Annotated in this window: 27 protein-coding genes, 1 tRNA gene and 1 pseudogene; 20 read left to right on the top strand and 9 right to left on the bottom strand. The window is 58.1% G+C overall.

Annotated features, from left to right (window positions below):
• Position 1: 1 nt before the first annotated feature.
• Both DBR18_RS20475 and DBR18_RS20470 read left to right on the top strand, forming a co-directional pair.
• Complete coding sequence (locus DBR18_RS20475; RefSeq protein WP_108591675.1) at positions 2–1,237, top strand: cytochrome c; 1,236 nt, start codon at positions 2–4, stop codon at positions 1,235–1,237.
• 1 nt (position 1,238) lies between these two features.
• Positions 1,239–2,210, top strand: coding sequence for an XdhC family protein (locus DBR18_RS20470; protein WP_108591674.1), 972 nt, complete (start codon positions 1,239–1,241; stop codon positions 2,208–2,210).
• Between the two features lie 148 nt (positions 2,211–2,358).
• Here DBR18_RS20470 and DBR18_RS20465 read toward each other — a convergent pair whose 3' ends face one another.
• On the bottom strand, positions 2,359–3,642 hold the full coding sequence (locus DBR18_RS20465; RefSeq protein WP_108591673.1) for an FAD-binding oxidoreductase: 1,284 nt from the start codon (positions 3,640–3,642) through the stop codon (positions 2,359–2,361).
• Between the two features lie 184 nt (positions 3,643–3,826).
• Between DBR18_RS20465 and DBR18_RS20460 the strand changes: the two genes are divergently transcribed.
• Positions 3,827–3,903: transfer RNA gene (locus DBR18_RS20460), tRNA-Val, on the top strand.
• Positions 3,904–4,201: 298 nt separating this feature from the next.
• Here DBR18_RS20460 and DBR18_RS20455 read toward each other — a convergent pair.
• Complete coding sequence (locus DBR18_RS20455; RefSeq protein ID WP_108591672.1) at positions 4,202–4,399, bottom strand: hypothetical protein; 198 nt, start codon at positions 4,397–4,399, stop codon at positions 4,202–4,204.
• On the opposite strand from DBR18_RS20455, the gene DBR18_RS20450 reads away from it, so the two are divergent.
• Positions 4,398–4,853, top strand: coding sequence for a DUF2214 family protein (locus DBR18_RS20450; RefSeq protein WP_108591671.1), 456 nt, complete (start codon positions 4,398–4,400; stop codon positions 4,851–4,853). The genes DBR18_RS20455 and DBR18_RS20450 overlap by 2 nt on opposite strands.
• A gap of 214 nt (positions 4,854–5,067) precedes the next feature.
• Here DBR18_RS20450 and csrA read toward each other — a convergent pair whose 3' ends face one another.
• Entirely contained in the window at positions 5,068–5,262 is a 195-nt protein-coding gene (csrA, locus tag DBR18_RS20445; protein WP_003179932.1) for a carbon storage regulator CsrA, read from the bottom strand.
• 250 nt (positions 5,263–5,512) lie between these two features.
• On the opposite strand from csrA, the gene DBR18_RS20440 reads away from it, so the two are divergent.
• Complete coding sequence (locus DBR18_RS20440; protein WP_108591670.1) at positions 5,513–5,878, top strand: penicillin-binding protein activator LpoB; 366 nt, start codon at positions 5,513–5,515, stop codon at positions 5,876–5,878.
• Positions 5,879–5,963: 85 nt separating this feature from the next.
• A pseudogene (locus DBR18_RS20435) lies at positions 5,964–6,875 on the top strand (siderophore-interacting protein).
• 55 nt (positions 6,876–6,930) lie between these two features.
• Here DBR18_RS20435 and DBR18_RS20430 read toward each other — a convergent pair.
• The 3 genes from DBR18_RS20430 to DBR18_RS20420 all read right to left on the bottom strand — a co-directional run bounded on the left by DBR18_RS20430 (position 6,931) and on the right by DBR18_RS20420 (position 9,181).
• Entirely contained in the window at positions 6,931–7,620 is a 690-nt protein-coding gene (locus DBR18_RS20430) for an endonuclease (RefSeq protein WP_108591669.1), read from the bottom strand.
• 4 nt (positions 7,621–7,624) lie between these two features.
• Complete coding sequence (locus DBR18_RS20425; protein WP_371921129.1) at positions 7,625–7,894, bottom strand: DUF1654 domain-containing protein; 270 nt, start codon at positions 7,892–7,894, stop codon at positions 7,625–7,627.
• 198 nt (positions 7,895–8,092) lie between these two features.
• Positions 8,093–9,181: an asparaginase gene (locus DBR18_RS20420; RefSeq protein WP_108591667.1), complete on the bottom strand. Its 1,089-nt coding sequence runs from the start codon at positions 9,179–9,181 to the stop codon at positions 8,093–8,095.
• Positions 9,182–9,527: 346 nt separating this feature from the next.
• Between DBR18_RS20420 and DBR18_RS20415 the strand changes: the two genes are divergently transcribed.
• The 8 genes from DBR18_RS20415 (at position 9,528) to DBR18_RS20380 (ending at position 17,164) form a co-directional block, all read left to right on the top strand.
• Complete coding sequence (locus DBR18_RS20415) at positions 9,528–9,983, top strand: hypothetical protein (RefSeq protein ID WP_108591666.1); 456 nt, start codon at positions 9,528–9,530, stop codon at positions 9,981–9,983.
• 199 nt (positions 9,984–10,182) lie between these two features.
• Positions 10,183–11,139, top strand: coding sequence for a sugar ABC transporter substrate-binding protein (locus tag DBR18_RS20410; protein WP_108591665.1), 957 nt, complete (start codon positions 10,183–10,185; stop codon positions 11,137–11,139).
• 57 nt (positions 11,140–11,196) lie between these two features.
• Entirely contained in the window at positions 11,197–12,750 is a 1,554-nt protein-coding gene (locus tag DBR18_RS20405; RefSeq protein WP_108591664.1) for a sugar ABC transporter ATP-binding protein, read from the top strand.
• A complete protein-coding gene (locus DBR18_RS20400) occupies positions 12,747–13,724 on the top strand; it encodes an ABC transporter permease (protein WP_025111208.1) in 978 nt (325 codons plus the stop codon). Before DBR18_RS20405 ends, DBR18_RS20400 begins: the two co-directional genes overlap by 4 nt.
• Positions 13,725–13,727: 3 nt before the next feature.
• Entirely contained in the window at positions 13,728–14,747 is a 1,020-nt protein-coding gene (locus tag DBR18_RS20395; protein WP_108591663.1) for a LacI family DNA-binding transcriptional regulator, read from the top strand.
• A 24-nt stretch (positions 14,748–14,771) separates the two neighbouring features.
• Positions 14,772–15,689 (top strand): ribokinase, encoded by a 918-nt coding sequence (gene rbsK / locus DBR18_RS20390; RefSeq protein WP_108591662.1) that lies wholly within the window; start codon positions 14,772–14,774, stop codon positions 15,687–15,689.
• A complete protein-coding gene (gene rbsD / locus DBR18_RS20385) occupies positions 15,686–16,090 on the top strand; it encodes a D-ribose pyranase (protein ID WP_108591661.1) in 405 nt (134 codons plus the stop codon). The genes rbsK and rbsD overlap by 4 nt, the downstream gene beginning before the upstream one ends.
• Before the next feature lie 45 nt (positions 16,091–16,135).
• Positions 16,136–17,164 carry a nucleoside hydrolase gene (locus DBR18_RS20380; RefSeq protein WP_108591660.1) on the top strand — a complete coding sequence of 343 codons (1,029 nt, stop codon included), beginning with the start codon at positions 16,136–16,138 and terminating at the stop codon, positions 17,162–17,164.
• 33 nt (positions 17,165–17,197) lie between these two features.
• Here the strand turns inward: DBR18_RS20380 and DBR18_RS20375 are convergent, their stop codons facing one another.
• On the bottom strand, positions 17,198–17,410 hold the full coding sequence (locus DBR18_RS20375; protein WP_108591659.1) for a hypothetical protein: 213 nt from the start codon (positions 17,408–17,410) through the stop codon (positions 17,198–17,200).
• A 132-nt stretch (positions 17,411–17,542) separates the two neighbouring features.
• Between DBR18_RS20375 and DBR18_RS20370 the strand changes: the two genes are divergently transcribed.
• The gene (locus DBR18_RS20370; RefSeq protein ID WP_108591658.1) at positions 17,543–17,848 is read left to right on the top strand and encodes a hypothetical protein; all 306 of its coding nucleotides are present in this window, start codon (positions 17,543–17,545) and stop codon (positions 17,846–17,848) included.
• A 166-nt stretch (positions 17,849–18,014) separates the two neighbouring features.
• Positions 18,015–18,332 carry an I78 family peptidase inhibitor gene (locus tag DBR18_RS20365; RefSeq protein WP_108591657.1) on the top strand — a complete coding sequence of 106 codons (318 nt, stop codon included), beginning with the start codon at positions 18,015–18,017 and terminating at the stop codon, positions 18,330–18,332.
• Positions 18,333–18,404: 72 nt separating this feature from the next.
• Here DBR18_RS20365 and DBR18_RS20360 read toward each other — a convergent pair whose 3' ends face one another.
• Positions 18,405–18,617 (bottom strand): cold-shock protein, encoded by a 213-nt coding sequence (locus DBR18_RS20360; protein ID WP_003179963.1) that lies wholly within the window; start codon positions 18,615–18,617, stop codon positions 18,405–18,407.
• Between the two features lie 292 nt (positions 18,618–18,909).
• Complete coding sequence (locus DBR18_RS20355; protein ID WP_003226370.1) at positions 18,910–19,209, bottom strand: hypothetical protein; 300 nt, start codon at positions 19,207–19,209, stop codon at positions 18,910–18,912.
• A 381-nt stretch (positions 19,210–19,590) separates the two neighbouring features.
• On the opposite strand from DBR18_RS20355, the gene thrS reads away from it, so the two are divergent.
• Genes thrS through rplT form a run of 4 tightly spaced genes read left to right on the top strand, consistent with a single transcriptional unit; the run spans position 19,591 to position 22,704 of the window.
• Complete coding sequence (gene thrS / locus DBR18_RS20350; RefSeq protein ID WP_108591656.1) at positions 19,591–21,513, top strand: threonine--tRNA ligase; 1,923 nt, start codon at positions 19,591–19,593, stop codon at positions 21,511–21,513.
• On the top strand, positions 21,513–22,064 hold the full coding sequence (infC, locus tag DBR18_RS20345) for a translation initiation factor IF-3 (protein WP_170929410.1): 552 nt from the start codon (positions 21,513–21,515) through the stop codon (positions 22,062–22,064). The genes thrS and infC overlap by 1 nt, the downstream gene beginning before the upstream one ends.
• Positions 22,065–22,124: 60 nt before the next feature.
• Positions 22,125–22,319, top strand: coding sequence for a 50S ribosomal protein L35 (gene rpmI, locus DBR18_RS20340; RefSeq protein ID WP_002553160.1), 195 nt, complete (start codon positions 22,125–22,127; stop codon positions 22,317–22,319).
• Positions 22,320–22,347: 28 nt separating this feature from the next.
• The gene (rplT, locus tag DBR18_RS20335) at positions 22,348–22,704 is read left to right on the top strand and encodes a 50S ribosomal protein L20 (RefSeq protein WP_002553161.1); all 357 of its coding nucleotides are present in this window, start codon (positions 22,348–22,350) and stop codon (positions 22,702–22,704) included.
• Positions 22,705–22,769 lie beyond the last annotated feature (65 nt).

Here is a 22,769-nt window from a genome sequence, read left to right as displayed (position 1 = left end):
CATGAAGCATCTACTGACCCGCCTGACCCTGGCGGTCGGGCTGGCTGCGCCGCTGTTGTCGGCCCACGCCGACGATCAGGTCAAGCGCGGCGAATACCTCGCCCGCGCGGCCGACTGCATGGCGTGCCACACCGCACCGGGCGGCGCGCCGTTTGCCGGCGGGCTGCCGATCGTGTCGCCGTTCGGCACGATCTACGGCACCAACATCACCCCGAGCAAAGAGCACGGCATCGGCCAGTACAGCGATGACGAGTTCTTCGCTGCGCTGACCGAGGGCAAGCGTCGTGACGGCGCCAATCTGTACCCGGCGATGCCGTACACCTCGTATCACCTGATGCCTCGGGAAGATTCGGATGCGATTCATGCGTACCTGAAAACCATCGAGCCGATCGAGCGCGCCGCGCCGGTCACCAGTTTGAGCTTTCCGTTCAACGTGCGTCCGGGCCTGATCGCCTGGAACATGATGTACGGCAAAGCTCTGAAGCTGGAGCCGGCCGAAGGCAAAAGCGAGGCCTGGAAGCGCGGCCAGTACATGGTCGAAGTGCTCGGTCACTGCGGCGAATGCCACACACCTCGCGGTCTGCCGGGCGCGATGCAACTGGACAAGCGCCTGACCGGCGGCATCCTCAACGGGTATCTGGCACCGAGTCTGCTCGCCACCGATCTGGCGGCGCGCGGCTGGAATCAGCAGGACCTCGGCACGTTCCTCAAGCACGGCATGAGCGCGCAGGGCACGATGTTCAACGAGATGTTTCCGGTGTTCCACAACAGCACTCAGGGCCTGAACGATCAGGATCTGGCGGCGATGGCGACCTTCCTGCTTGGCGACAAGCCACCAGCGGCAAAAGAGCTGAGCGAAGTGCCAGTGGAAAAGCTCAGTGCCAGTGCGCAACGCGGCCGTCAGGAATATCTGAACGTCTGCGCCGGTTGCCACGCTGCCGGTGGCGAAGGCAAACCGCACATCGCCGTAGCCATGCGCGGCAACACCACGCTGCGTCTGGAGGATCCGCGCAACCTGGTGCGGGTGATCGAGGACGGTATCGGTGAACAGAAATTCGCCGGGTTCGAACACATGCAGCCGATGCCGGGTTTCGCCGACAAACTCAGTGCTGAGCAACTGACCGATCTGCTGAACTACCTGCGTCAAGGCTGGGGCGGTCAATCGGCGGAGCTGGCGGTGAGCGACGTGCAGAAACTGCAGGCTGACGCTCCGGCCGTCGAGCACAAGGCGCACTGACATGCAGCATCTCGATCTACAGGTTATACGGCGGGCGCTGGAGTGGTCGGTGTCGGGGCAGCGCATCTGGCTGTGCACCGTGTTGACTACCTACGGCTCGGCGCCCCGCGCGCCGGGTTCGTTGCTGGCAGTGAACGATGCAGGCCTGTGGATCGGGTCGCTGTCCGGTGGTTGTGTCGAGGAAGATTTTCTCGAGCGCGTGGCTGAAGGTGCGTTTCTCGATGCGGTCAACGTGGTGCGCTACGGCGAAGGTGATGATCCGCGTTCGCGCGTCAGCCTGCCCTGTGGCGGCATTCTCGATGTACTGGTTGAGAAATTTGACGCCGGTTGCGAGGTGCAGGCGCATCTGCGTGAACTCGAATCGGCGTTGCTCGGCCAACGTCGCTTGATTCGCGAAGTCGATCTGGCCAGTGGTGCGCGCAGTCTGTTCGCTGATCGCGAGCAGGGCGCGCGCATCGAGCGCGAGATTGATCGGGTGCGGATTCGCGTGGGTGCCGCCCAGCGCTTGCTGTTGGCGGGTTACTCCAGTGTGGCGCAGGCCTGTGCCGAGTTCGCGGTAGGTCTGGGTTTCGAGGTGATTCTCTGTGATCCGCGTGATGAAGTGCTCGAAGGCGCGGTGCTGGATGGTGTGGAGATTCGTCGGCAATTGCCATCGGTGTTCATCGCCGATGGCGGTTGTCATCGCGATACCGCCGTGGTGGCGTTGACTCACGATCCGCGCATCGACGATCTGGCAATGATGGAAGCGGTGCGCACCGAGGCGTTTTACATCGGCGTCATGGGCTCGCAGCAGACCTCACAGAAACGCTTCGAGCGCCTGCGCAGGATTGGTGGGCTGGGGGAGGTTGAACTGGCGCGGATTCATGCGCCGATCGGCTTGAACCTGGGCAGCAAGACGCCGGCCGAAATCGCCTTGGCGGTACTGGCGGATATCTTGCGGATTCGTAGCGGGATCGCCCGAGACCAGCTCTGATCTGAATTTTGCAAATATTTGTGGCGAGGGAACTTGCTCCCGCTGGACTGCGCAGCAGGCCTTCTTTCCTGGATGAAAGAGGGGTCGCTGCGTGACCCGGCGGGAGCAAGCTCCCTCGCCACAGTTGTTTGTCAGTCAAGAAAACTGATCAGAAACCCAGTTTGTCACGCAGTCCGTAATACCACGCACCCAGCGCCGCAAACGGCGTGCGCAACATCTGCCCGCCCGGGAACGGGTAGTGCGGCAAATCGGCAAACGCATCAAAACGCTCAGCCTGACCACGCAATGCCTCGGCCAGCACCTTGCCGGCCAGGTGCGTGTAGGTCACGCCGTGGCCGCTGCAACCTTGCGAGTAATAGATGTTGTCGCCCAATCGCCCAACCTGCGGCAGACGCGACAGGGTCAACAGGAAATTGCCCGTCCAGGCGTAGTCGATCTTCACGTCCTTCAGTTGCGGGAAGGCCTTGAGCATTTTCGGGCGGATGATCGCTTCGATGTTCGCCGGATCCCGCGCGCCGTAAACCACACCACCACCGAAGATCAGGCGCTTGTCGCCGGTCAGTCGGTAGTAGTCGAGCAGGTAATTGCAGTCTTCGACGCAGTAGTCTTGCGGCAACAGAGTTTTCGCCAGCTCATCGCCCAGCGGTTCGGTGGTGATCACCTGGGTGCCGCACGGCATCGATTTCGCCGCCAGCTCCGGCACCAGGTTGCCGAGGTAAGCGTTGCCAGCGACGATGATGAATTTGGCCCTGACCTTGCCTTGGGGCGTGTGCACCACCGGGTTGGCGCCACGCTCGATGCGCACGGCTGGCGATTGCTCATAGATCGTGCCGCCGAGGGACTCGACCGCCGCGGCTTCGCCGAGCGCCAGGTTCAGCGGATGAATGTGGCCGCCGCTCATGTCGAGCATGCCGCCAACATATTGATCACACGCCACCACTTCGCGAATACGGCGCTGGTCGAGCAGTTCCAGTTGGGTATGGCCGAAGCGCTCCCACAGGCGCCTCTGCGACTCAAGGTGACCCATCTGCTTGGCGGAGAGGGCGGCGAATACGCCGCCGTCCTTCAGGTCGCACTGGATATCGTATTTGGCGACGCGCTCGCGAATGATCCGGCCGCCCTCGAAGGCCATCTGCCCGAGCAGTTGCGCCTGCTTGGGGCCGACGGTGCGTTCGATGACGTCGATGTCACGGCTATAGCTGTTGACGATCTGCCCGCCATTACGTCCCGAGGCGCCAAATCCAACCTTGGCCGCCTCCAGAACCGTAACCCGAAAACCGTTCTCCAGCAGGAACAGCGCCGACGACAGCCCGGTGTACCCGGCGCCGATCACACAGACATCCGTCTCCACATCATCTTGCAAGGCCGGACGTGGCGGTACGGCGTTGGCCGACGCAGCGTAATAAGACTCTGGGTAAGGGGTGTTCGCCATCCTGCAGCCTCTGTTTAATATATTTTACGAGTGCGCCGATGCTACCCGAGTTGAAAAACCTCCGCCAGCCACCGGAAAAATCTTCTTCACTGGCCCGAAATTAAATATTTTGCATATTCATAGGGTTAGGTGAAAAAAAGGTGTTGACACCCCTCCGGAATTCCGTAGAATGCCGCCTCACAGCAGGCACGTAGCTCAGTTGGTTAGAGCACCACCTTGACATGGTGGGGGTCGTTGGTTCGAGTCCAATCGCGCCTACCAAACAAAATCCGCTCTGCTGGGCGGTCTGGAAGGGCTCACCGAAAGGTGAGCCCTTTTTTGTTGTCTGCGATTTATCAAAACCTAGTTCCAGACGCTCCTCTCAATACCTTTGCCTCTTTCGTTACCGTAAACGCTTAGCGTGTTTCGAAATAACACATCCCGCTTATATGATTTTCCGTCTGTTTTTGGATCCGTCGAAAAAGTGTGGATATTGAAGGGGTTACCGGCATTTTTAACCGACCGGTTATCAAAAAAATGTTGTTGCTGTTGGTGAACTTCAGTAACATTCGCCCCGCGTTCACCACCACGGTTTATGCATTTTTAAATCCCAAGCTTCCATCAGCTGCTTGGGATTTTTTTTGCCTGCGATTTGGGTTTGCCTGTTTTCCCGCTTTGCGAAGGCGTCTCTCGCGTTTAATCCGAAAAGCGGATTCCACTCTTTTCGACTACTACTGTCTGGCTGGTTCTCAACTCGGCCTGACAGGAGTGCGTCCATGCTTTTTCATTGGTTTCTTGCGGCGATTCATCTATTGGCGTTTGCGTTGGGCTTCTGGGCTGTGCTGACCCGAGGTGCGGCGTTGCGTACCCTGGCGGCCGGGGCAGGTGATGTCCGGCGGGTTTTGCTTGCGGACAACCTTTGGGGGATTTCAGCGCTGATTCTGTTGGTCACGGGCGCAATGCGTGCTTTTGGCGGGTATGAAAAAGGCACCGACTATTACCTGCACCAGCCGTTGTTTCATCTGAAGATGACTTTGTTCGTACTGATTCTGCTTATCGAGCTTGCGCCAATGGTCACGTTGATCAAATGGCGAATTGCGTCAGCGCGCGGGACGGCTATCGATAGGGGGCGTGCGAAGCTGTACGCACGGTTCAGTCATGTCGAGGCGTTATTGCTGGTGTTGATGATCGTGGCGGCTACGGGGATGGCGCGTGGGGTGACATTTGGCTAGCGTGACGTAATTTCCTGCTCTCTATCAGAAACGTCCGACAGCCAGGCATTCGAATGGCAGGTAATATCGACGGAAACAGCCAGAGCGGGTGTAAGCAGGGGGAGGGTGTGTCAGGCGCCGTGACCAACGAGAAGGAGAGTGGAAAAACGGCGCATACATCTCTAGCCAGTCGTCATGCGGGAGCAAACAAACTGGCTACTGACTGCGATGAGGCTCAGGGCGTCTGTGGCTTGTCCGGAGCGGTCAGGCCAGCCTGGATACGCTGATAAATCTCTTCGCGATGCACCGCAACGTTTTTCGGAGCGTTGATGCCGATGCGAACCTGTTGGCCGCTTACGCCCAGAATGGTGATGGTGATGTCATCACCAATGTTTATGCTTTCACCGACTTTGCGGGTGAGTATCAGCATGGTCTTCTCCTTGATTGCTTTGTAGGGCACCTGATTCAGACAGTGCAGAGGTCGGTGTTATGTATAGATTAGTGCGAAGTCTCACGGTTTGGGTGCCTCTTTCTGACGCGCAGATGCTGCATTAATTCCCAGGGCGTAACTATACAGAGGCTGTAATCATCAATCTCGTTGTTTCGTGCCCATTTTGCGGGCCTCGCGAAGTATTTATGAATGTTAAGATCGCCGCTTTGAGATTTTCGAGGAAAGCGTTGTGCGCAAATTGGTCTGGATGGTCGCGGCACTGGCATTGGCAGGATGTGGTGAAGGCAAAAGTGTAGACGTGCAAAAGCCGAAAACAACCGTCGCCGCGCCTTCGTCGGTATCCGCTCCCCAGTGGGATCTCGAAGTGCGTGGCGAAACGCCCCAGGCTGTCAGTGACCTGAGCGGCTGGTTGATTGAGCATGCGTTTGTGCCGACCGTCATCAAGGACAGCAGCGGCAAGACGCGGATCCTGATTGGCCCGTTCAACTCCCAGGCCGACGCGCAAGCTCGCAAGGTCGAGGTGGATGCAGCATTGGTGAAGGCCAAGAAGCAGAACGTCGAATCAGTGATCGTCGAGCATCCGCTCGCGCCTTAATCAGCACTTTCAGCGGAGCGACCTAAAGGACATCGCAGTCGACTCGTCTTATATGAGTCAATCACGATTCTCGAAGGAGCTCCGCATGGCCTCCGCCGCTCCCTATACGCTTTTCAATGCGGTTCTGCGCCGTAAGACGCTGGTGAGTCCGCACATGATGCGGATCACGCTCGCCGACCCTTCACTAGGTGTCATGGCCACCTGGGCGCCGGACCAGCGCGTCAAATTGTTCTTCCCCGCCGAAGATGGATCGCCCGCAAATCTCGTACAGGAGGAGGGCTGGTACGCGCGTTTTCGTTCGATGCTGGCGAACCGTCGACCAGCAATGCGCACTTACACCATTCGTCATTTGCGCGCTGATCAAGGCGAGGTCGACATCGACTTTGTCCTGCATGGCGAGACCGGTCCCGCGTCGCGCTGGGCGCTGCATGCTCAGCCGGGAGCATCGATGCAGATTCTCGCTCCCGACAGCGGTTTTTCCGCGCAGGACGCCTGAGGGTTCGAGTGGAAACCGCCGCAACTGCTCAAGGAGGTTCTGCTGGTGGCGGATGCCACGGCATTACCGGCCGCCATGGGCATTCTTGACGAGTTGGCTGCCATGGCCGAGCCGCCCGGAACTCAGGCGTTCTTTGAAGTGGATAGCGTCCAAGACATGCTCCCGGTGCCGGACTGGCCTGGGCTTTCGGTGCAGTGGCTGGTTCGCGATCAGGCGCCAGAAGTAGCAGCAGGGGTGTTGATGGTAGAGGCAGTGCAGCAGGCGTTCCTGCCGGCAGAGGACTCCTCGGTCGGGCAAGCTGCTGAGCTTGCCGAAGTCGATATCGACGAAGACATACTCTGGGAGATCGCCAACACGGCCCCTGAAGGATTCTATGGCTGGATTGCCGGAGAAAGCGCTGCCGTCATGCGCCTGCGCAAATACCTGATCAAGGAATGCGGTATCCCCCGCGAGTCACTCAATCTAATGGGCTACTGGCGCTACAACAAGGCCGGCAGCTAAAAACAAAAAAGGCCTCGAACATCACGTTCGAGGCCTTTTCTTTTGCGCTGAAGAATCAGCCGCAGGCTTTCAGGTTCACCGGGCCGACAAACTCATTGCCGCGTCCCATCACGCACGCCACGCTCTGATTGCGCTGGCGCTCCCAGTCTTGCACCGGGTAAGTCTTGTCCCACGCCTCGTAAAGCTGTCGATCCTGTTTCGACAAGCGCAAGCCGTACTGCTTGCTCATGTAGAAGTAGGTGCGCGCGATCATGCCGCGAATCGACGGACGCGGCATGACCTTCTTGGCCTTGAAGTCGACTTGAGTCAGACACGAGCCGTACTGCCCGGATTGCACCGGAAGCCAGCCATAACTGAAGTTGCTGCGATCACCGTTGACCTCGCCGATGCTTGGCACCAGGTTGTGCAGGTCGGCTTCGGCCTTCTGATAGCTCGGGTCGTAGCGGGTGCAGTTCTTGCGTCCGCCCGATTGCCAGCATTGACGCTGATGGCCGAACTCCCATGCCGGTACGATGTGCTCCCACTCGATGCGTGAAGCGCGCTTGGCATTCTTGCGTGGCACGTAGCCGCAAGCTTTCAAATCGACTTTGTTGCCGGTGTATTTGCACCCGCAATAAAACTCCGTGGACTGCGGAGCGTAGAGTTTCCAGGCGGCCTTTTTGGCCTCGGTAAAGGTGCGGGGCGCGCCGGCTTGAGCGCCACACGCGATAAACAGCAACAGCAAAGCAAAACAGCGGACACTCATTGAATCAATCTTCCTTCGGCACAACCCAAAAAATCTGCACGCCGCCATCATCGCGATAGGCGAGTGTGACGTTGTCGTTCTCGTCGATTTCCTCGAGTAGCCGTTCCCAGGCATCCATCGGCTCGTCCGGCAGACGGAAGATCAAAGCGGCTTTGGCTTTTTGTGCAGTAGGAGAATTGATGATTTTCTGAACGCGCATGCCCATGCGTTCGTAAGCGTCAGGAGCATCAGGAGAGGTGGCCACGAGGTTATCCTTATTAAGCTGTACGTGCATACAGTATTTAACTGTAAGCATTTTCGCAACTGCTTAAAATTCAAGAAAATCCTCTGACAGCGCTTTTCCGATTTTGGTGTAAGTCTGGTCGATTATTTTGTGCGAAAAAGGCGTGCTGAGCGTAGGTCGCTGCACCACCCGCCGCGCGGCGAGTGGTGAGCAGGTTGCCCGGCCCGGAAAGGGTCAGGCGAGGGGCAATCAGTATTCCCAGAACATCCGTTGCAGCTCTTTGCTGTCGTTGGTTTTGGTCAGGGCGACCATGGCCAGGATGCGAGCCTTTTGTGGATTCAGGTCGTGAGCGACCACCCAGTCGTACTTGTCGTCAGGCTGTTCGGCGTTGCGCAGGACGAAGCCGCCGGCGTTGACGTGGGACGAACGGATGATCTGCACGCCGTCTTTACGCAAGGCTTGCAGGCTCGGTACTACGCGCGAAGACACCGAACCATTGCCGGTGCCAGCGTGGATGATGGCCTTGGCGCCGGCCTGGGCCAGAGCCTTGTAGGCCGTGTCGTCGACGTTGCCGTAGGAATAGGCGATTTCTACGTCAGGCAGGCTCTTGATGTTCTTGATGTCGAATTCCGAATCCATCGTGTGACGCTTGGCCGGCAAGCGGAACCAGTAGGATTTGCCTTCAACCACCATGCCCAGCGGACCCCAAGGGCTTTTGAACGCCTCGGTCTTGATGTTGATCATCTTGCTGACGTCGCGGCCGGACTGGATCTCATCGTTCATGGTCACCAGCACGCCTTTGCCGCGCGCGTCTTTGCTGCTGGCCACGGCGACGGCGTTGTACAGGTTGAGCATGCCGTCCGCCGACATGGCGGTGCCCGGACGCATCGAGCCAACCACGATGATCGGCTTGTCGGTTTTTTCCACCAGGTTCAGGAAGTACGCGGTTTCTTCCAGGGTATCGGTGCCGTGGGTGATGACGATGCCATCGACGTCTTTGCTGTCGGCCAGTTCGGACACGCGGCGACCCAGTTGCAGCAGGTTGTCGTTGGTGATGCTTTCCGAAGCGATCTGCATGACTTGTTCGCCGCGCACGTTCGCCAGTTTGTTCAGCTCGGGGATGCCGGCGATCAGTTGTTCAATACCGACCTTGGCCGCCTGGTAGGTGGCGCTGTTGGCTGCGCTGGCACCTGCGCCGGCAATGGTGCCGCCAGTGGCGAGTACCACGACGTTGGCGAGTTTGGTCTGGGTTTCGACTTCTTTTGCCTGAAGGGCGGAAGGCAGGAGCAGGAGGAGGGCCAAAGCGCCCGGAACCAAGGTGTTGAAAGCAGATTTCATTATTTTTCTCTCTAGTAGTGAGACGGTGCTGATGCAGGTTCATCTAGATGCGCCCCGGGTCGATCTGATGCCCGAGGTACAGGCTAGGGAGCAGGATCTGTACCAGCCGTACTTTGCTTTAGAGAAATGTTTAACTACATGATTTATATCAATAATTTATGAATTAGCAAAACTCGCGATCAGTCGGCTATCCGGGTTTCCGAACATTGGAAGCTTTAGCGTTCGGCTCACCGAAAGGGCGCGGGTCGTGGCGACCGAAACGGCTGGCCGGTTTCAGGTTTTCTGCTAAAGAAACCCGCCAGCAGGCCGATGGGTGTTCAAGGAAACGCTTATTTAGGGAGTTCACATGTCACTGACGATCGGCTTTTCAAATCCCGGTTCAGTCACCATCGGCGGTAAGACCGCAGCGACGATCAATGCGATGAACAAAGCGGAGGCGGATGCCTCTGATGAGGCGCTGGGCGTCGAAAAGGAACCGAGCAATCAGGTCAGAACCGGTGGTCCCGCGCAAGAAGCCAGCCAGGCCGACAGCGCCGACAGCGGCGATAACCTGAGCGTCACGGTGAAAATGCTGTTGAAGCGCATGCAGGAATTGCAGAAGCAACTGCAGGAGCAGCAACAGCAACTGGCGGCGGCCCAGGCGGCGAGCTATCCGACACCGGAGGCCAAGTCGCAGGCGGTCATGTCCGTTCAGGGGCAGATCGCGCAAACCAGCGGCGAGCTGATGCAAGTGGCGGCGGCACTGGTCAAGGAAATGACCAAGGACTCCACCAGCGGCAATCTGGTCAGCACTACGGCGTAAGCCGTGAAGGGCGACTCAGCAGATTCGCCCTACAATAAATGACGATTTCTGATTGTTGACAAATGTCGGCGGGATTCGCATAGTTCGGTCTACGCAAACGTTTGCGCGGCTTTTCCGGTGCGCTATTGGCCGGAACAAGCGATCAAGCTTACGCCAGCGCGAGCGTTGCTCACAATAATCATAAGATCGGAGTGAACCCATGAAGCTGCCATTCGCTGGACGTCTTCTTGCTGTCGCTATGCTGGCTGCCGCAGCCGCCGCACTACCTGTCTCTTCGGCGTTCGCCGAGTCCCCGGAAAAACCTAAAGTCGCGCTGGTCATGAAGTCTCTGGCCAACGAATTCTTCCTGACCATGGAAGACGGCGCCAAGGCCTACCAGAAAGAACACTCCGCCGATTTCGACCTGATCTCCAATGGCATCAAGGACGAGACCGATACCGCCGGCCAGACCCGCATCGTCGAGCAGATGATTCTGGCGAAGGTCAATGCGCTGGTTATCGCGCCTTCCGATTCCAAAGCCATGGTGCCGGTGATCAAGAAAGCCGTCGATGCCGGTATCACCGTGATCAACATCGACAACCAGCTCGATCCGCAAATTGTCAAAAGCAAGAACATCAGCGTGCCCTTCGTAGGCCCGGACAACCGCAAGGGTGCACGTCTGGTCGGCGAGTATCTGGCCAAGCAACTGAAGGCTGGTGACGAAGTCGGCATCATCGAAGGCGTGTCCACCACTACCAACGCCCAGCAGCGCACTGCCGGCTTCAAGGATGCGATGGACGCGGCGCAGATCAAGGTGGTCTCGTTGCAATCGGGTGACTGGGAAATCGACAAGGGCAACAAGGTCGCCGCGTCGATTCTCAGCGAATACCCGGACGTGAAAGCCTTGCTGGCGGGTAACGACAGCATGGCCGTCGGCGCTGTTTCTGCTGTGCGTGCTGCCGGCAAGGCGGGGCAGGTACAGGTTGTCGGTTATGACAATATCAACGCCATCAAACCGATGCTCAAGGATGGCCGCGTGCTGGCGACTGCCGATCAGTTCGCTGCCAGGCAAGCGGTGTTCGGCATCGAGACGGCGCTGAAAATCCTCAAGGGCGAAAAAGTCGACAGCGGTGCCAACGGCGTGATCGAAACGCCGGTCGAGCTGGTCACCAAGTAAGTCCTCTGGCGACACAACGGCGCTCGTCCGTCCGGGCGAGCGCATGGAGAGTTTTTTATGTCAGTTTCCGCCCCGAACGCTGTCCTCTCGGTCAGCGGTATCGGTAAGACCTATGCGCAACCGGTGCTCACAGGCATCGACTTGACGCTGATGCGCGGTGAAGTGCTGGCGCTGACCGGCGAGAATGGTGCCGGTAAAAGCACGCTGTCCAAGATCATTGGTGGTCTGGTCACGCCGACCACGGGCCAGATGCAGTTTCAGGGCAAGGACTACCGCCCGGGCAGCCGCACCCAGGCCGAAGAGCTCGGCGTACGCATGGTCATGCAAGAACTCAATCTGTTGCCGACCCTGTCGGTGGCGGAAAACCTGTTTCTCGACAACCTGCCAAGCAATGGCGGCTGGATCAGTCGCAAGCAATTGCGCAAAGCCGCGATCGAGGCCATGGCGCAGGTTGGCCTCGATGCCATTGACCCCGACACCCTGGTCGGCGAGTTGGGCATCGGCCATCAACAGATGGTCGAAATCGCACGCAACCTGATCGGCGATTGCCATGTGCTGATTCTCGATGAACCGACCGCGATGCTCACTGCCCGTGAAGTGGAAATGCTCTTCGAGCAGATCACTCGCCTGCAGGCGCGTGGTGTGGCGATCATTTATATCTCGCACCGCCTCGAAGAGCTGGCCCGGGTTGCGCAGCGCATTGCCGTGTTGCGTGACGGCAATCTGGTCTGCGTCGAGCCGATGGCCAATTACAACAGTGAGCAGCTGGTCACCTTGATGGTCGGTCGCGAGCTGGGCGAACACATCGACATGGGGCCACGCAAGATTGGTGCGCCAGCCCTGACGGTCAAGAGCCTCACCCGCTCGGACAAGGTGCGCGACGTTTCCTTCGAAGTGCGTGCCGGCGAGATCTTCGGGATTTCCGGACTGATCGGGGCCGGGCGTACAGAGTTGCTGCGACTGATTTTCGGCGCCGATACGGCCGACAGCGGCACCATTGCGCTGGGTTCGCCGGCACGGGTGGTCAGCGTGCGCTCCCCGGTTGATGCAGTGAACAACGGCATTGCCCTGATTACCGAAGACCGCAAGGGCGAGGGCCTGCTGCTCAGCCAGTCGATCAGCGCCAACATCGCCTTGGGCAACATGCCGGAAATTTCCAGTGGCGGTGTCGTCAATAACAGCGATGAAATCGCCTTGGCAAAGCGTCAGATCGACGCGATGCGCATCCGCAGTTCGAGCCCGACACAATTGGTCTCCGAGCTGTCCGGCGGCAATCAGCAGAAAGTCGTCATTGGTCGCTGGCTGGAGCGCGATTGCTCGGTGCTGCTTTTCGATGAGCCGACCCGGGGCATCGATGTTGGAGCCAAATTCGATATCTATGCATTGCTCGGCGAACTGACGCGTCAGGGCAAGGCGCTGGTGGTGGTTTCCAGTGACCTGCGTGAATTGATGCTGATCTGCGACCGGATCGGTGTGTTGTCGGCAGGGCGTTTGATCGACACCTTCGAACGCGACAGCTGGACCCAGGATGACTTGCTTGCCGCCGCATTCGCCGGCTACCAAAAACGTGATGCGTTGCTCAATGAAGCGGCGCCAAGGGAACTCCCATGAAAACTGCATCTTCTGCCGGCAAACGTAGTGGCAATTTTTACGGGCTGGGCACCTATCTGGGCCTGGCCGGTGCCTTGTTGGCGATGGTGGCGCTGTTCTCGGTGATGAGCAGCCACTTTCTGTCCTATAACACCTTCAGCACTCTGGCTAACCAGATCCCCGATCTGATGGTGCTGGCGGTGGGCATGACTTTCGTGCTGATCATCGGCGGCATCGACCTGTCGGTGGGGTCGGTGCTGGCGCTTGCCGCCTCGACGGTCAGTGTGGCGATTCTAGGCTGGGGCTGGAGCGTGTTGCCGGCCGCATTGCTCGGTATGGCGGTGGCGGCACTGGCCGGCACGGTCACGGGGTCGATCACCGTGGCGTGGCGCATTCCGTCGTTCATCGTTTCGCTGGGTGTGCTGGAAATGGCGCGTGGTCTGGCGTACCAGATGACCGGTTCGCGTACTGCCTACATCGGTGACTCGTTTGCCTGGTTGTCGAACCCGATCGCCTTCGGCATTTCGCCCTCGTTCATCATTGCCTTGCTGGTGATCTTCATCGCGCAAGCTGTGCTGACCCGCACCGTGTTCGGCCGCTACCTGATCGGTATCGGCACCAACGAGGAAGCGGTGCGTCTGGCCGGGATCAATCCAAAACCGTACAAGATTCTGGTGTTCAGCCTGATGGGGCTGCTGGCCGGTATCGCGGCGCTGTTCCAGATTTCCCGATTGGAAGCAGCGGATCCGAATGCCGGCTCCGGCCTGGAACTGCAAGTGATTGCTGCCGTGGTGATCGGTGGTACGAGCCTGATGGGTGGGCGCGGTTCGGTGATCAGTACGTTCTTCGGTGTGTTGATCATCTCGGTGCTGGCCGCCGGTCTGGCGCAGATCGGTGCGACCGAGCCGACCAAGCGCATCATTACCGGCGCGGTGATTGTCATCGCGGTGGTACTCGATACCTATCGCAGTCAACGCGCCAGTCGACGGGGCTAAGTCATGGCAACGATCAAGGATGTGGCGGCGCTCGCGGGGATTTCCTACACAACCGTCTCCCATGTGGTGAACAAGACGCGCCCGGTCAGCCAAGAAGTGCGGGTAAAGGTCGAGGCGGCCATCAAAAGCCTCGACTACGTGCCCAGTGCGGTGGCGCGCTCGCTGAAGGCCAAGACCACTGCGACTATTGGCTTATTGGTGCCGAACAGCCTCAACCCGTATTTTGCCGAGTTGGCGCGGGGCATCGAGGATTATTGCGAGCGTAACGGTTACTGCGTAATCCTCTGCAACTCTGACGACAACCCGGAAAAACAGCGCAGCTATTTGCGTGTGCTGCTGGAAAAGCGCATCGACGGCCTGATTGTCGCCTCGGCAGGTGGCGATAGCGGGTTGGCGCAAGGGCTGGCTGGCGTGAAAACGCCGATGGTCATTGTCGACCGGGGGCTGGATGGCGTGGATGCGGATCTGGTGCGCATCGACCATGAATATGGCGCTTATCTGGCAACTCGGCATCTGCTGGAGCTGGGGCATCGCGACATCGCCACCATCGGCGGCCCGTCGAGTACCAGCGTGGCGCAAATGCGTCAGGCCGGTTTTTGTCGGGCGTTGCAGGAGGCGGGTATCAAGGTGCGCCCCGAGCGCATGCTGGAAAGCGATTTCACCAGCACCGGTGGCTACAGCGCAGCAGCGATTCTGCTCGAAAGCAATCCGCCGAGCGCGATTTTCGCCGGTAACGACATGATCGGTATCGGCGTGCTGCGTGCGGCGGCCGAGCGCAATGTGCGGGTGCCGAGCGAGCTGTCGGTGATCGGCTTCGACGATATCCAGATGAGCCGTTATGTGTACCCGGCGCTAACCACCGTCGGTCAATCGATCCTGCAGTTGGGCGAGATGGCTGCCGAAGTGTTGCTGCGAAGGATTGCCACCCCGGGCCTGGTGACCGATCAACGGATCGTGACCCCGAGTATTGTCCTGCGCGAATCGACTGCGCCGCTGTCCGGCGTGTTTACCGAGTACCGCTGAAACCGAATTGACGAGTAGCGATGTATGCCAGCAAATGTAGTGGTAATAGGCAGCCTGAACATGGACCTGGTGACCCGGGCGCCACGGCTGCCCAAGGGCGGAGAAACGCTGATCGGTCATTCCTTTGCCACCGTGTCCGGCGGCAAGGGCGCCAATCAGGCTGTCGCTGCTGCGCGCCTGGGTGCACAGGTCGCCATGGTTGGCTGCGTTGGCAACGATGACTACGGTGTGCAATTGCGCGACGCATTGCTGGCCGAGCAGATCGATTGTCAGGCTGTGAGTACCGTGGAAGATTCCAGTGGAGTGGCGCTGATCGTCGTCGATGACAACAGTCAGAACGCCATCGTCATCGTCGCCGGTGCCAACGGTGCCATGACCCCGGCGGTAATTGATCGCTTTGATGCGGTGCTGCAGGCCGCCGATGTCGTGATCTGCCAGCTCGAGATTCCGGATGCCACCGTGGGGCATGCACTCAAGCGTGCCCGTGCGTTGGGCAAGACGGTGATCCTCAATCCGGCACCCGCCAGTCGTCCGTTGCCGGCAGACTGGTTTGCGGCCATCGACTATCTGATCCCCAACGAAAGTGAAGCGGCCGCGTTGAGCGGGATGTCGGTCGATTCGCTGGACACCGCAGAAAGTGCCGCCGGCCAGCTGATCGCCATGGGCGCAGGCAAGGTCATCATCACCCTCGGTGCGCAAGGTTCGCTGTTCGCCAATGGTCAGGGTTTCGAGCATTTCCCGGCGCCGAAAGTGAAAGCGGTCGATACCACGGCAGCGGGCGATACCTTCGTTGGTGGATTTGCCGCCGCGCTCGCCAGTGGCAAGTCCGAAGCCGAGGCCATCCGATACGGGCAGATTGCCGCGGCGCTGTCTGTGACTCGCGCCGGCGCACAACCTTCCATTCCAACCATGTCAGACGTACAGGCGTTCAAAATCGCATGAAAAAGACTCCTCTGCTCAACATCGCGTTGTCGCGGCTGATCGCTTCCCTGGGGCATGGCGACATGGTGGTCATTGGTGATGCCGGGCTACCGGTGCCGCCGGGTGTCGAATTGATCGATCTGGCGCTGACCCACGGCGTTCCGGATTTCGTCAGCACCCTGAAAGTAGTGCTCAGCGAGATGCAGGTGGAAAGCCATGTGCTGGCCGATGAAATCCTCGACAAGCAGCCGACAGCACTGGTCGCGCTGAATGAGTTGAAAGAAGAGGGCGCCCTCGGTCGGCGCGACATGCTGACTCATGAGCAATTCAAGGTTCTCAGCCGACAGGCGCGGGCGATTGTTCGTACAGGCGAATGTCAGCCGTACTGCAACATCGTGCTGGTGGCCGGCGTGACGTTCTAACCGGGTTTTCGACCCTTTCATTTATACAAGCACAAGGAATGCGCCATGCACCGCTATGCTCAAAAACTCCATCAATTGCTTCGGAGTCTGCTGCTTTTGTCTTTTATCTCCGCCACCGGCGCTCAGGCCGCTGAAAAGATCGACCTGATCATCGACACCGACCCCGGTGCTGACGACGTGGTTGCGTTGCTGTTTGCGCTGGCCTCGCCGGATGAGTTGAACATCCGTGCATTGACCACCGTCGCCGGCAACGTGCGCCTCGACAAGACTTCGCGCAACGCGCGTCTGGCTCGCGAGTGGGCAGGACGCGAGGACGTTCCGGTGTACGCCGGTGCGCCGAAGCCTTTGATGCGCACGCCGATCTATGCCGAGAACATCCATGGCAAGGAAGGCCTGTCGGGTGTCACCGTGCATGAGCCGAAAAAAGGTCTGGCCGAAGGCAATGCGGTCAACTACCTGATCGACACCCTGAAAAAAGCCAAGCCGCACAGCATCACCATCGCCATGCTCGGTCCGCAGACCAACCTTGCGCTGGCGCTGATTCAGGAGCCGGAGATCGTCAACGGCATCAAGGAAGTGGTGATCATGGGCGGTGCGCACTTCAATGGTGGCAACATCACACCGGTGGCCGAATTCAACCTGTTCGCTGATCCGCAGGCGGCGGAAGTGGTACTCAAGAGTGGCGTGAAACTGACTTACCTGCCGCTGGACGTGACCCACAAGATCCTCACCAGCGATGCACGCCTGAAGCAGATTGCTGCGCTCAACAACAACGCGAGCAAGATCGTTGGCGACATCCTCAACGAGTACATCAAGGGTGACATGGAGCACTACGGCATCCCGGGTGGCCCGGTGCATGACGCTACCGTCATCGCTTACCTGCTCAAGCCAGAACTGTTTACCGGTCGTTCGGTGAACGTGGCCATCGATAGCCGTGAAGGCATCACCTTCGGCCAGACTGTCGTTGACTGGTACGACGGCCTCAAGCAGCCGAAAAACGCATTCTGGGTCGAGAATGGCGACGCCCAGGGCTTCTTCGATCTGCTGACCGAGCGCCTGAAACGCTTGAAGTAAGGCCAGGACCCGCAGGTGCCAGCCTGCGGGTCGTTACTCCCTCTCGGCGTCCTGCGAACCCTTGTTCTCGTGCTGATAGCGTTCGAAAACCTGGGCAATAAACGTCTGCGCACCCTGGGTTCCCATCGTCTTGACCAGCAGGTCGATGCTGATCAATGCCAGCTCCTCCGAACTGCCCGGGCTGTACGAACTGTGCCCCTTCGGCCACAGGACCTTGATGTCGGCAGTGATGCTTACAGTGCTCATAAATGCGCTCGAAAAGTCGGGAATGTCTGAGGGCGAGTTAACCACTTTGTCGAGCGTTTGGCACTGCGACTTAGGCATGAACGCGATGCTATGCGACACTTGGTCTTTTCAGGCAGATCCAGGGGATGCGCTGTGCAGATTGATTTGAACACTCCTGATGGCCTGACACTCGAGGCTGTGCGTCAGTTGCTGGCCTCGGCCAGCGATGACGTGCACACGCAATTGCGCGTGACCAAGGGTGGGATCGCCTATATTTCTTCTGGCGTGACGGGTGGGCAGGACATAGATGGCCTTCTGTTTCGGCTGGAGACCTGGGCCAAGGGTTCCGGTTATGTCGGCAACGTCGCGGCCAGTGACGAAGTCTGGGTCATGCAGATATTCAATGCGCTCAAGGATAACTGGCCAAATCCGCCGCACGATTACATCGACATCTACTGAGCTTCGTTAATATTCGGTGACGATTGTCTGCGGATGCGTGGTCTGTTATCAGGCAGACTCGGCGTTTTTCCGGATCGTGGGGCAGGTGATGGCACTTGCAGTGAAACCAAACGCCGGATTGGCGGTCGCACGATCTCAGCTTAACCATTTGAAAGAAGGAGGCTTCATGCCTTTGAAGTTCGCGTCTCTGGGTGCACTTATGGCCGTTGCCATGTTGGCCGGTTGCAGCACAACCTCCAGCGAGTCGGCAAAGGATCCTGTGGCGACCGATGCCGGTCATAGCCGCTGTGAAGCAACGGCAGCGGAATTTGCCATCGGTAAAAAGGCTTCGCCTGAGCTGCTCGATCAGGCCCGTGCCAAGGCTGGCGCGCAAAATGCCCGTTTCCTCAAGCCAACCGACATGATCACTCTCGAGTATCGTTCCGATCGCTTGAATCTGAACACCGACAACAACCTGGTGGTTACTCGCGTCAGCTGCGGCTGATCGCAGGGCGCTATTGTTGCAGGCATAAAAAACCCCGTCACATGGACGGGGTTTTTTTAGTGCGCCGGGAAATTACTCTGGGCGAACTTGTGCAGCTTGCATACCCTTTTGGCCTTTCTCAGCCACGAAGGAAACGGTCTGGCCTTCTTTCAGGCTTTTGAAACCGTCGGATTCGATAGCTTTGAAGTGTACGAACAGGTCGTCACCGCCACCTTGAGGAGTGATGAAGCCGAAGCCTTTTTCATCGTTGAACCATTTAACGGTGCCGGTTTGGCGATTAGACATGGTGTATCTCCAAGAAACATATATTTTCAGTAGTACTGTGCTGCTCAGGCCAACTGGGCACACCGGAGTATCATAGTCGAAATGTTCGCTTTGGTAGCCCCCCGGACGTGCTGTTTGCTTTCATATTGCGTTCATTTCAACTTCTAAAATGTCTGCAGGCCCCGGTTTCAGTGGCTTTCGGCCGAAAATTCAGGGCGTAAAAAAAGCTATAAAACCTGCGTAAATTATCCAGATCGGGGTCTTTTCGGCAGTTTTCAGCCTGCTGGGCGCCCGAAAAAGCATTCGTCAGCGCTTATTTCTGCACTCGGCAAACCGAGATTTCTTTCAGCGCGCGCTGGCCCAGTTCACCGCTTGGCGGGGTGTTCTTGTCCATCAGTTGCGCGATCTCTTGCGTGGTGAATTTCTTCTCCAATACGTCGGCACCGCAAGCACAGTGCTTGTTGGCTTCGGCCGGGTTGACGCTTTTGCTGGCTGCAGCGGTGCAGTCGTTCATGTACTGGGCTTTGACGCCGGCAGGCCAGGCCGCATTGGCACTCAGCGGCAGGAGCAGGGCCAGTGGGGCCGCGAAAGCAAAAAGACGGATAAGGCGCATGTCTGAAACTCCTTGGTTTGATATCGGCGACGATTCTCAGCCTATTTGAGGCAAAGCGTATATCCCAAGTTCACTTTGCGCCGCAAAAATGCACAAATCTTCAGCACCGCAAATCCTTGGAGTCGATGACCGCTCATCTGTGCTAGCATGCCGGGCTCAAGCGTTCTCAGGCTCCGGATGGCCTTCAGCCCCGGCAGCGGTCAGCGTGCGAATATTCTGATTTGAATCCCAGTCACTCTGGTTCGGTTTTCCGGTTGGCCGCAAGGCTCCTGCCGCTGTAAGGCAGGCGTTCGTCATTGAATGGCCTGGATCGGATCTTGTACTGGCTCATCCCAACCCACGTGACCTTTGGTAGGGGTCACCACTAGGAGAGGAGGCGCCATGCCAACTATTACTCTTCCCGACGGCAGTCAACGTTCATTCGATCACCCGGTTTCCGTAGCCGAGGTCGCTGCATCCATTGGTGCAGGCCTGGCCAAGGCCACCGTGGCCGGCAAGGTCAACGGCAAGCTGGTCGACGCCTGCGACATCATCGACAGCGACGCGACGCTGCAAATCATCACGCCAAAGGATGAAGAGGGGCTGGAGATCATTCGCCACTCTTGCGCGCACCTGGTCGGCCATGCGGTCAAGCAGCTGTACCCGACTGCGAAAATGGTCATCGGTCCGGTCATCGACGAAGGCTTCTATTACGACATCGCCTTCGAGCGTCCTTTCACTCCGGACGACATGGCCGCCATCGAACAGCGCATGCATCAGCTGATCGACAAGGATTACGACGTCATCAAGAAGGTCACTCCGCGCGCCGAAGTGATCGAAGTGTTCAAGGCCCGGGGCGAAGACTACAAGCTGCGTCTGGTCGAGGACATGCCGAACGAGCAGGCCATGGGCCTGTATTACCACGAAGAATACGTCGACATGTGCCGTGGTCCGCACGTGCCGAACACCCGCTTCCTGAAATCCTTCAAGTTGACCAAGTTGTCCGGCGCCTACTGGCGCGGTGATGCCAAAAACGAGCAACTGCAGCGCGTTTACGGTACTGCCTGGGCAGACAAGAAGCAGCTGGCGGCTTACGTCCAGCGCATCGAAGAAGCGGAAAAGCGCGATCACCGCAAGATCGGCAAGCGCCTGGGCCTGTTCCACACCCAGGAAGAAGCGCCGGGCATGGTGTTCTGGCACCCGAATGGCTGGACCCTGTATCAGGTGCTCGAGCAGTACATGCGCAAGGTGCAGCGCGACAACGGCTACCTCGAGATCAAGACCCCGCAAGTGGTCGATCGCAGCCTGTGGGAGAAATCCGGGCACTGGGCCAACTACGCCGACAACATGTTCACCACCGAGTCGGAAAGCCGCGACTACGCCATCAAGCCGATGAACTGCCCGTGCCACGTGCAGGTGTTCAACCAGGGCCTGAAGAGCTACCGCGAACTGCCGATGCGTCTGGCCGAGTTTGGTGCCTGCCACCGTAACGAGCCATCGGGTGCGCTGCACGGCATCATGCGTGTACGTGCGTTCACTCAGGACGATGCCCACATTTTCTGCACCGAAGAGCAGATGCAGGCTGAATCCGCAGCGTTCATCAAGCTGACCATGGACGTCTATCGCGACTTCGGTTTTACCGATGTCGAGATGAAGCTGTCCACTCGTCCGGAAAAGCGCGTGGGTTCCGATGAGTTGTGGGATCGCGCCGAAGCGGCACTGGCTGCAGCCCTTGATTCTGCCGGCCTGCCGTACGATCTGCAGCCGGGTGAAGGTGCGTTCTACGGTCCGAAGATCGAGTTCTCGCTGAAAGATTGTCTCGGTCGCGTGTGGCAGTGTGGTACTTTGCAGCTCGATTTCAACCTGCCTGTCCGTCTCGGTGCCGAATACGTCTCCGAAGACAACAGCCGCAAGCATCCTGTGATGTTGCACCGTGCCATCCTCGGTTCCTTCGAGCGTTTCGTCGGGATTCTGATCGAGCACTACGAAGGTGCATTCCCTGCGTGGCTCGCGCCGACCCAGGCAGTGATCATGAATATCACTGATAAACAGGCAGATTTTGTCGCTCAGGTTGAAAAAACTCTCAACGAAAGCGGATTTCGTGCCAAGTCCGACTTGAGAAATGAAAAGATCGGCTTTAAAATCCGCGAGCATACTTTGCTCAAGGTTCCCTATCTTTTGGTTATCGGAGATAAGGAAGTCGAGATGCAGACTGTCGCTGTGCGTACTCGTGAAGGTGCTGACCTGGGCTCGATGCCCGTCGCCCAGTTCGCTGAGTTTCTCGCGCAAGCGGTTTCCCGGCGTGGTCGCCCAGATTCGGAGTAATTATTATTAAGCGTGAAATGAGACAAGATAAACGAGCTGCACCGAAAGCCCCGATCAACGAGAATATCTCGGCACGCGAGGTTCGGTTAATTGGCGCTGATGGCGAGCAGATTGGCATCGTCTCGATTGATGAAGCGCTTCGTATTGCTGAAGAAGCAAAGCTTGATCTGGTAGAAATCTCTGCTGACGCAGTCCCACCGGTTTGCCGGGTGATGGACTACGGCAAATCGATCTTCGAAAAGAAGAAGCAGATTGCAGCAGCGAAGAAAAACCAGAAGCAGATTCAGGTAAAAGAAATCAAGTTTCGTCCAGGGACGGAGGAAGGGGATTACCAGGTAAAACTGCGCAACCTGGTACGTTTCCTGAGTGACGGGGACAGGGCCAAGGTATCCTTGCGATTCCGCGGCCGTGAGATGGCCCACCAGGAGCTGGGGATGGAACTCCTCAAGCGGGTTGAAGCTGACCTGCTCGAGTACGGTTCGGTCGAACAGCATCCTAAGATGGAAGGACGCCAGCTGATCATGGTCATCGCCCCGAAAAAGAAGAAGTAATCAACAGGGCACGGCAGGCCTTCTGATTATGTTTATCAACTGAATGCGGAGTATCCGAACATGCCAAAAATGAAAACCAAAAGTGGTGCTGCTAAGCGGTTTCTGAAAACTGCTAACGGTATCAAGCACAAGCACGCTTTCAAGAGCCACATCCTGACCAAAATGTCGACCAAGCGTAAGCGTCAACTGCGCGGTAGCAGCTTGCTGCATCCGTCTGACGTGGCAAAAGTCGAGCGCATGCTGCGCCTTCGTTAATTTTAGTCAAGAATAGAGGAAGTAACTCATGGCTCGTGTAAAGCGTGGCGTCATTGCCCGTAAGCGTCACAAAAAAATTCTGAAACTTGCTAAAGGCTACTACGGCGCACGCTCCCGCGTATTCCGTGTTGCCAAGCAAGCGGTAATCAAGGCAGGCCAATACGCCTACCGTGACCGTCGTCAGAAAAAACGTCAGTTCCGCGCTCTGTGGATCGCTCGTATCAACGCTGGTGCTCGTGTTAACGGTCTGTCCTACAGCCGTTTCATCGCTGGCCTGAAAAAAGCGTCCATCGAGATCGACCGTAAGGTTCTGGCTGATCTGGCAGTGAACGAAAAAGCGGCGTTTGCTGCGATTGTCGAGAAAGCTAAAGCCACCTTGGCTTAAGTACCCCCGACAGTCACCCGGCCTCACCTCTGTGGGGCCAGGTGTTAAACGTCATAAATAGGGGA

This window comes from Pseudomonas sp. HMWF021, assembly GCF_003061005.1.
Classification (GTDB): Bacteria; Pseudomonadota; Gammaproteobacteria; order Pseudomonadales; family Pseudomonadaceae; genus Aquipseudomonas.
This window is presented reverse-complemented; position numbering and strand designations above follow the sequence as displayed.

Bases quoted from the DNA above. Each gene is read 5' to 3' on its own strand.
- DBR18_RS20475 (WP_108591675.1), top strand. From the start codon at position 2: ATGAAGCATCTACTGACCCGCCTGACCCTGGCGGTCGGGCTGGCTGCG.
- DBR18_RS20470 (WP_108591674.1), top strand. From the start codon at position 1,239: ATGCAGCATCTCGATCTACAGGTTATACGGCGGGCGCTGGAGTGGTCG.
- DBR18_RS20465 (WP_108591673.1), bottom strand. From the start codon at position 3,642: ATGGCGAACACCCCTTACCCAGAGTCTTATTACGCTGCGTCGGCCAAC.
- DBR18_RS20450 (WP_108591671.1), top strand. From the start codon at position 4,398: ATGCTTTTTCATTGGTTTCTTGCGGCGATTCATCTATTGGCGTTTGCG.
- DBR18_RS20455 (WP_108591672.1), bottom strand. From the start codon at position 4,399: ATGGACGCACTCCTGTCAGGCCGAGTTGAGAACCAGCCAGACAGTAGT.
- csrA (WP_003179932.1), bottom strand. From the start codon at position 5,262: ATGCTGATACTCACCCGCAAAGTCGGTGAAAGCATAAACATTGGTGAT.
- DBR18_RS20430 (WP_108591669.1), bottom strand. From the start codon at position 7,620: ATGAGTGTCCGCTGTTTTGCTTTGCTGTTGCTGTTTATCGCGTGTGGC.
- DBR18_RS20425 (WP_371921129.1), bottom strand. From the start codon at position 7,894: ATGCACGTACAGCTTAATAAGGATAACCTCGTGGCCACCTCTCCTGAT.
- DBR18_RS20420 (WP_108591667.1), bottom strand. From the start codon at position 9,181: ATGAAATCTGCTTTCAACACCTTGGTTCCGGGCGCTTTGGCCCTCCTC.
- DBR18_RS20415 (WP_108591666.1), top strand. From the start codon at position 9,528: ATGTCACTGACGATCGGCTTTTCAAATCCCGGTTCAGTCACCATCGGC.
- DBR18_RS20410 (WP_108591665.1), top strand. From the start codon at position 10,183: ATGAAGCTGCCATTCGCTGGACGTCTTCTTGCTGTCGCTATGCTGGCT.
- DBR18_RS20405 (WP_108591664.1), top strand. From the start codon at position 11,197: ATGTCAGTTTCCGCCCCGAACGCTGTCCTCTCGGTCAGCGGTATCGGT.
- DBR18_RS20400 (WP_025111208.1), top strand. From the start codon at position 12,747: ATGAAAACTGCATCTTCTGCCGGCAAACGTAGTGGCAATTTTTACGGG.
- DBR18_RS20395 (WP_108591663.1), top strand. From the start codon at position 13,728: ATGGCAACGATCAAGGATGTGGCGGCGCTCGCGGGGATTTCCTACACA.
- rbsK (WP_108591662.1), top strand. From the start codon at position 14,772: ATGCCAGCAAATGTAGTGGTAATAGGCAGCCTGAACATGGACCTGGTG.
- rbsD (WP_108591661.1), top strand. From the start codon at position 15,686: ATGAAAAAGACTCCTCTGCTCAACATCGCGTTGTCGCGGCTGATCGCT.
- DBR18_RS20380 (WP_108591660.1), top strand. From the start codon at position 16,136: ATGCACCGCTATGCTCAAAAACTCCATCAATTGCTTCGGAGTCTGCTG.
- DBR18_RS20375 (WP_108591659.1), bottom strand. From the start codon at position 17,410: ATGAGCACTGTAAGCATCACTGCCGACATCAAGGTCCTGTGGCCGAAG.
- DBR18_RS20365 (WP_108591657.1), top strand. From the start codon at position 18,015: ATGCCTTTGAAGTTCGCGTCTCTGGGTGCACTTATGGCCGTTGCCATG.
- DBR18_RS20360 (WP_003179963.1), bottom strand. From the start codon at position 18,617: ATGTCTAATCGCCAAACCGGCACCGTTAAATGGTTCAACGATGAAAAA.
- DBR18_RS20355 (WP_003226370.1), bottom strand. From the start codon at position 19,209: ATGCGCCTTATCCGTCTTTTTGCTTTCGCGGCCCCACTGGCCCTGCTC.
- thrS (WP_108591656.1), top strand. From the start codon at position 19,591: ATGCCAACTATTACTCTTCCCGACGGCAGTCAACGTTCATTCGATCAC.
- rpmI (WP_002553160.1), top strand. From the start codon at position 22,125: ATGCCAAAAATGAAAACCAAAAGTGGTGCTGCTAAGCGGTTTCTGAAA.
- rplT (WP_002553161.1), top strand. From the start codon at position 22,348: ATGGCTCGTGTAAAGCGTGGCGTCATTGCCCGTAAGCGTCACAAAAAA.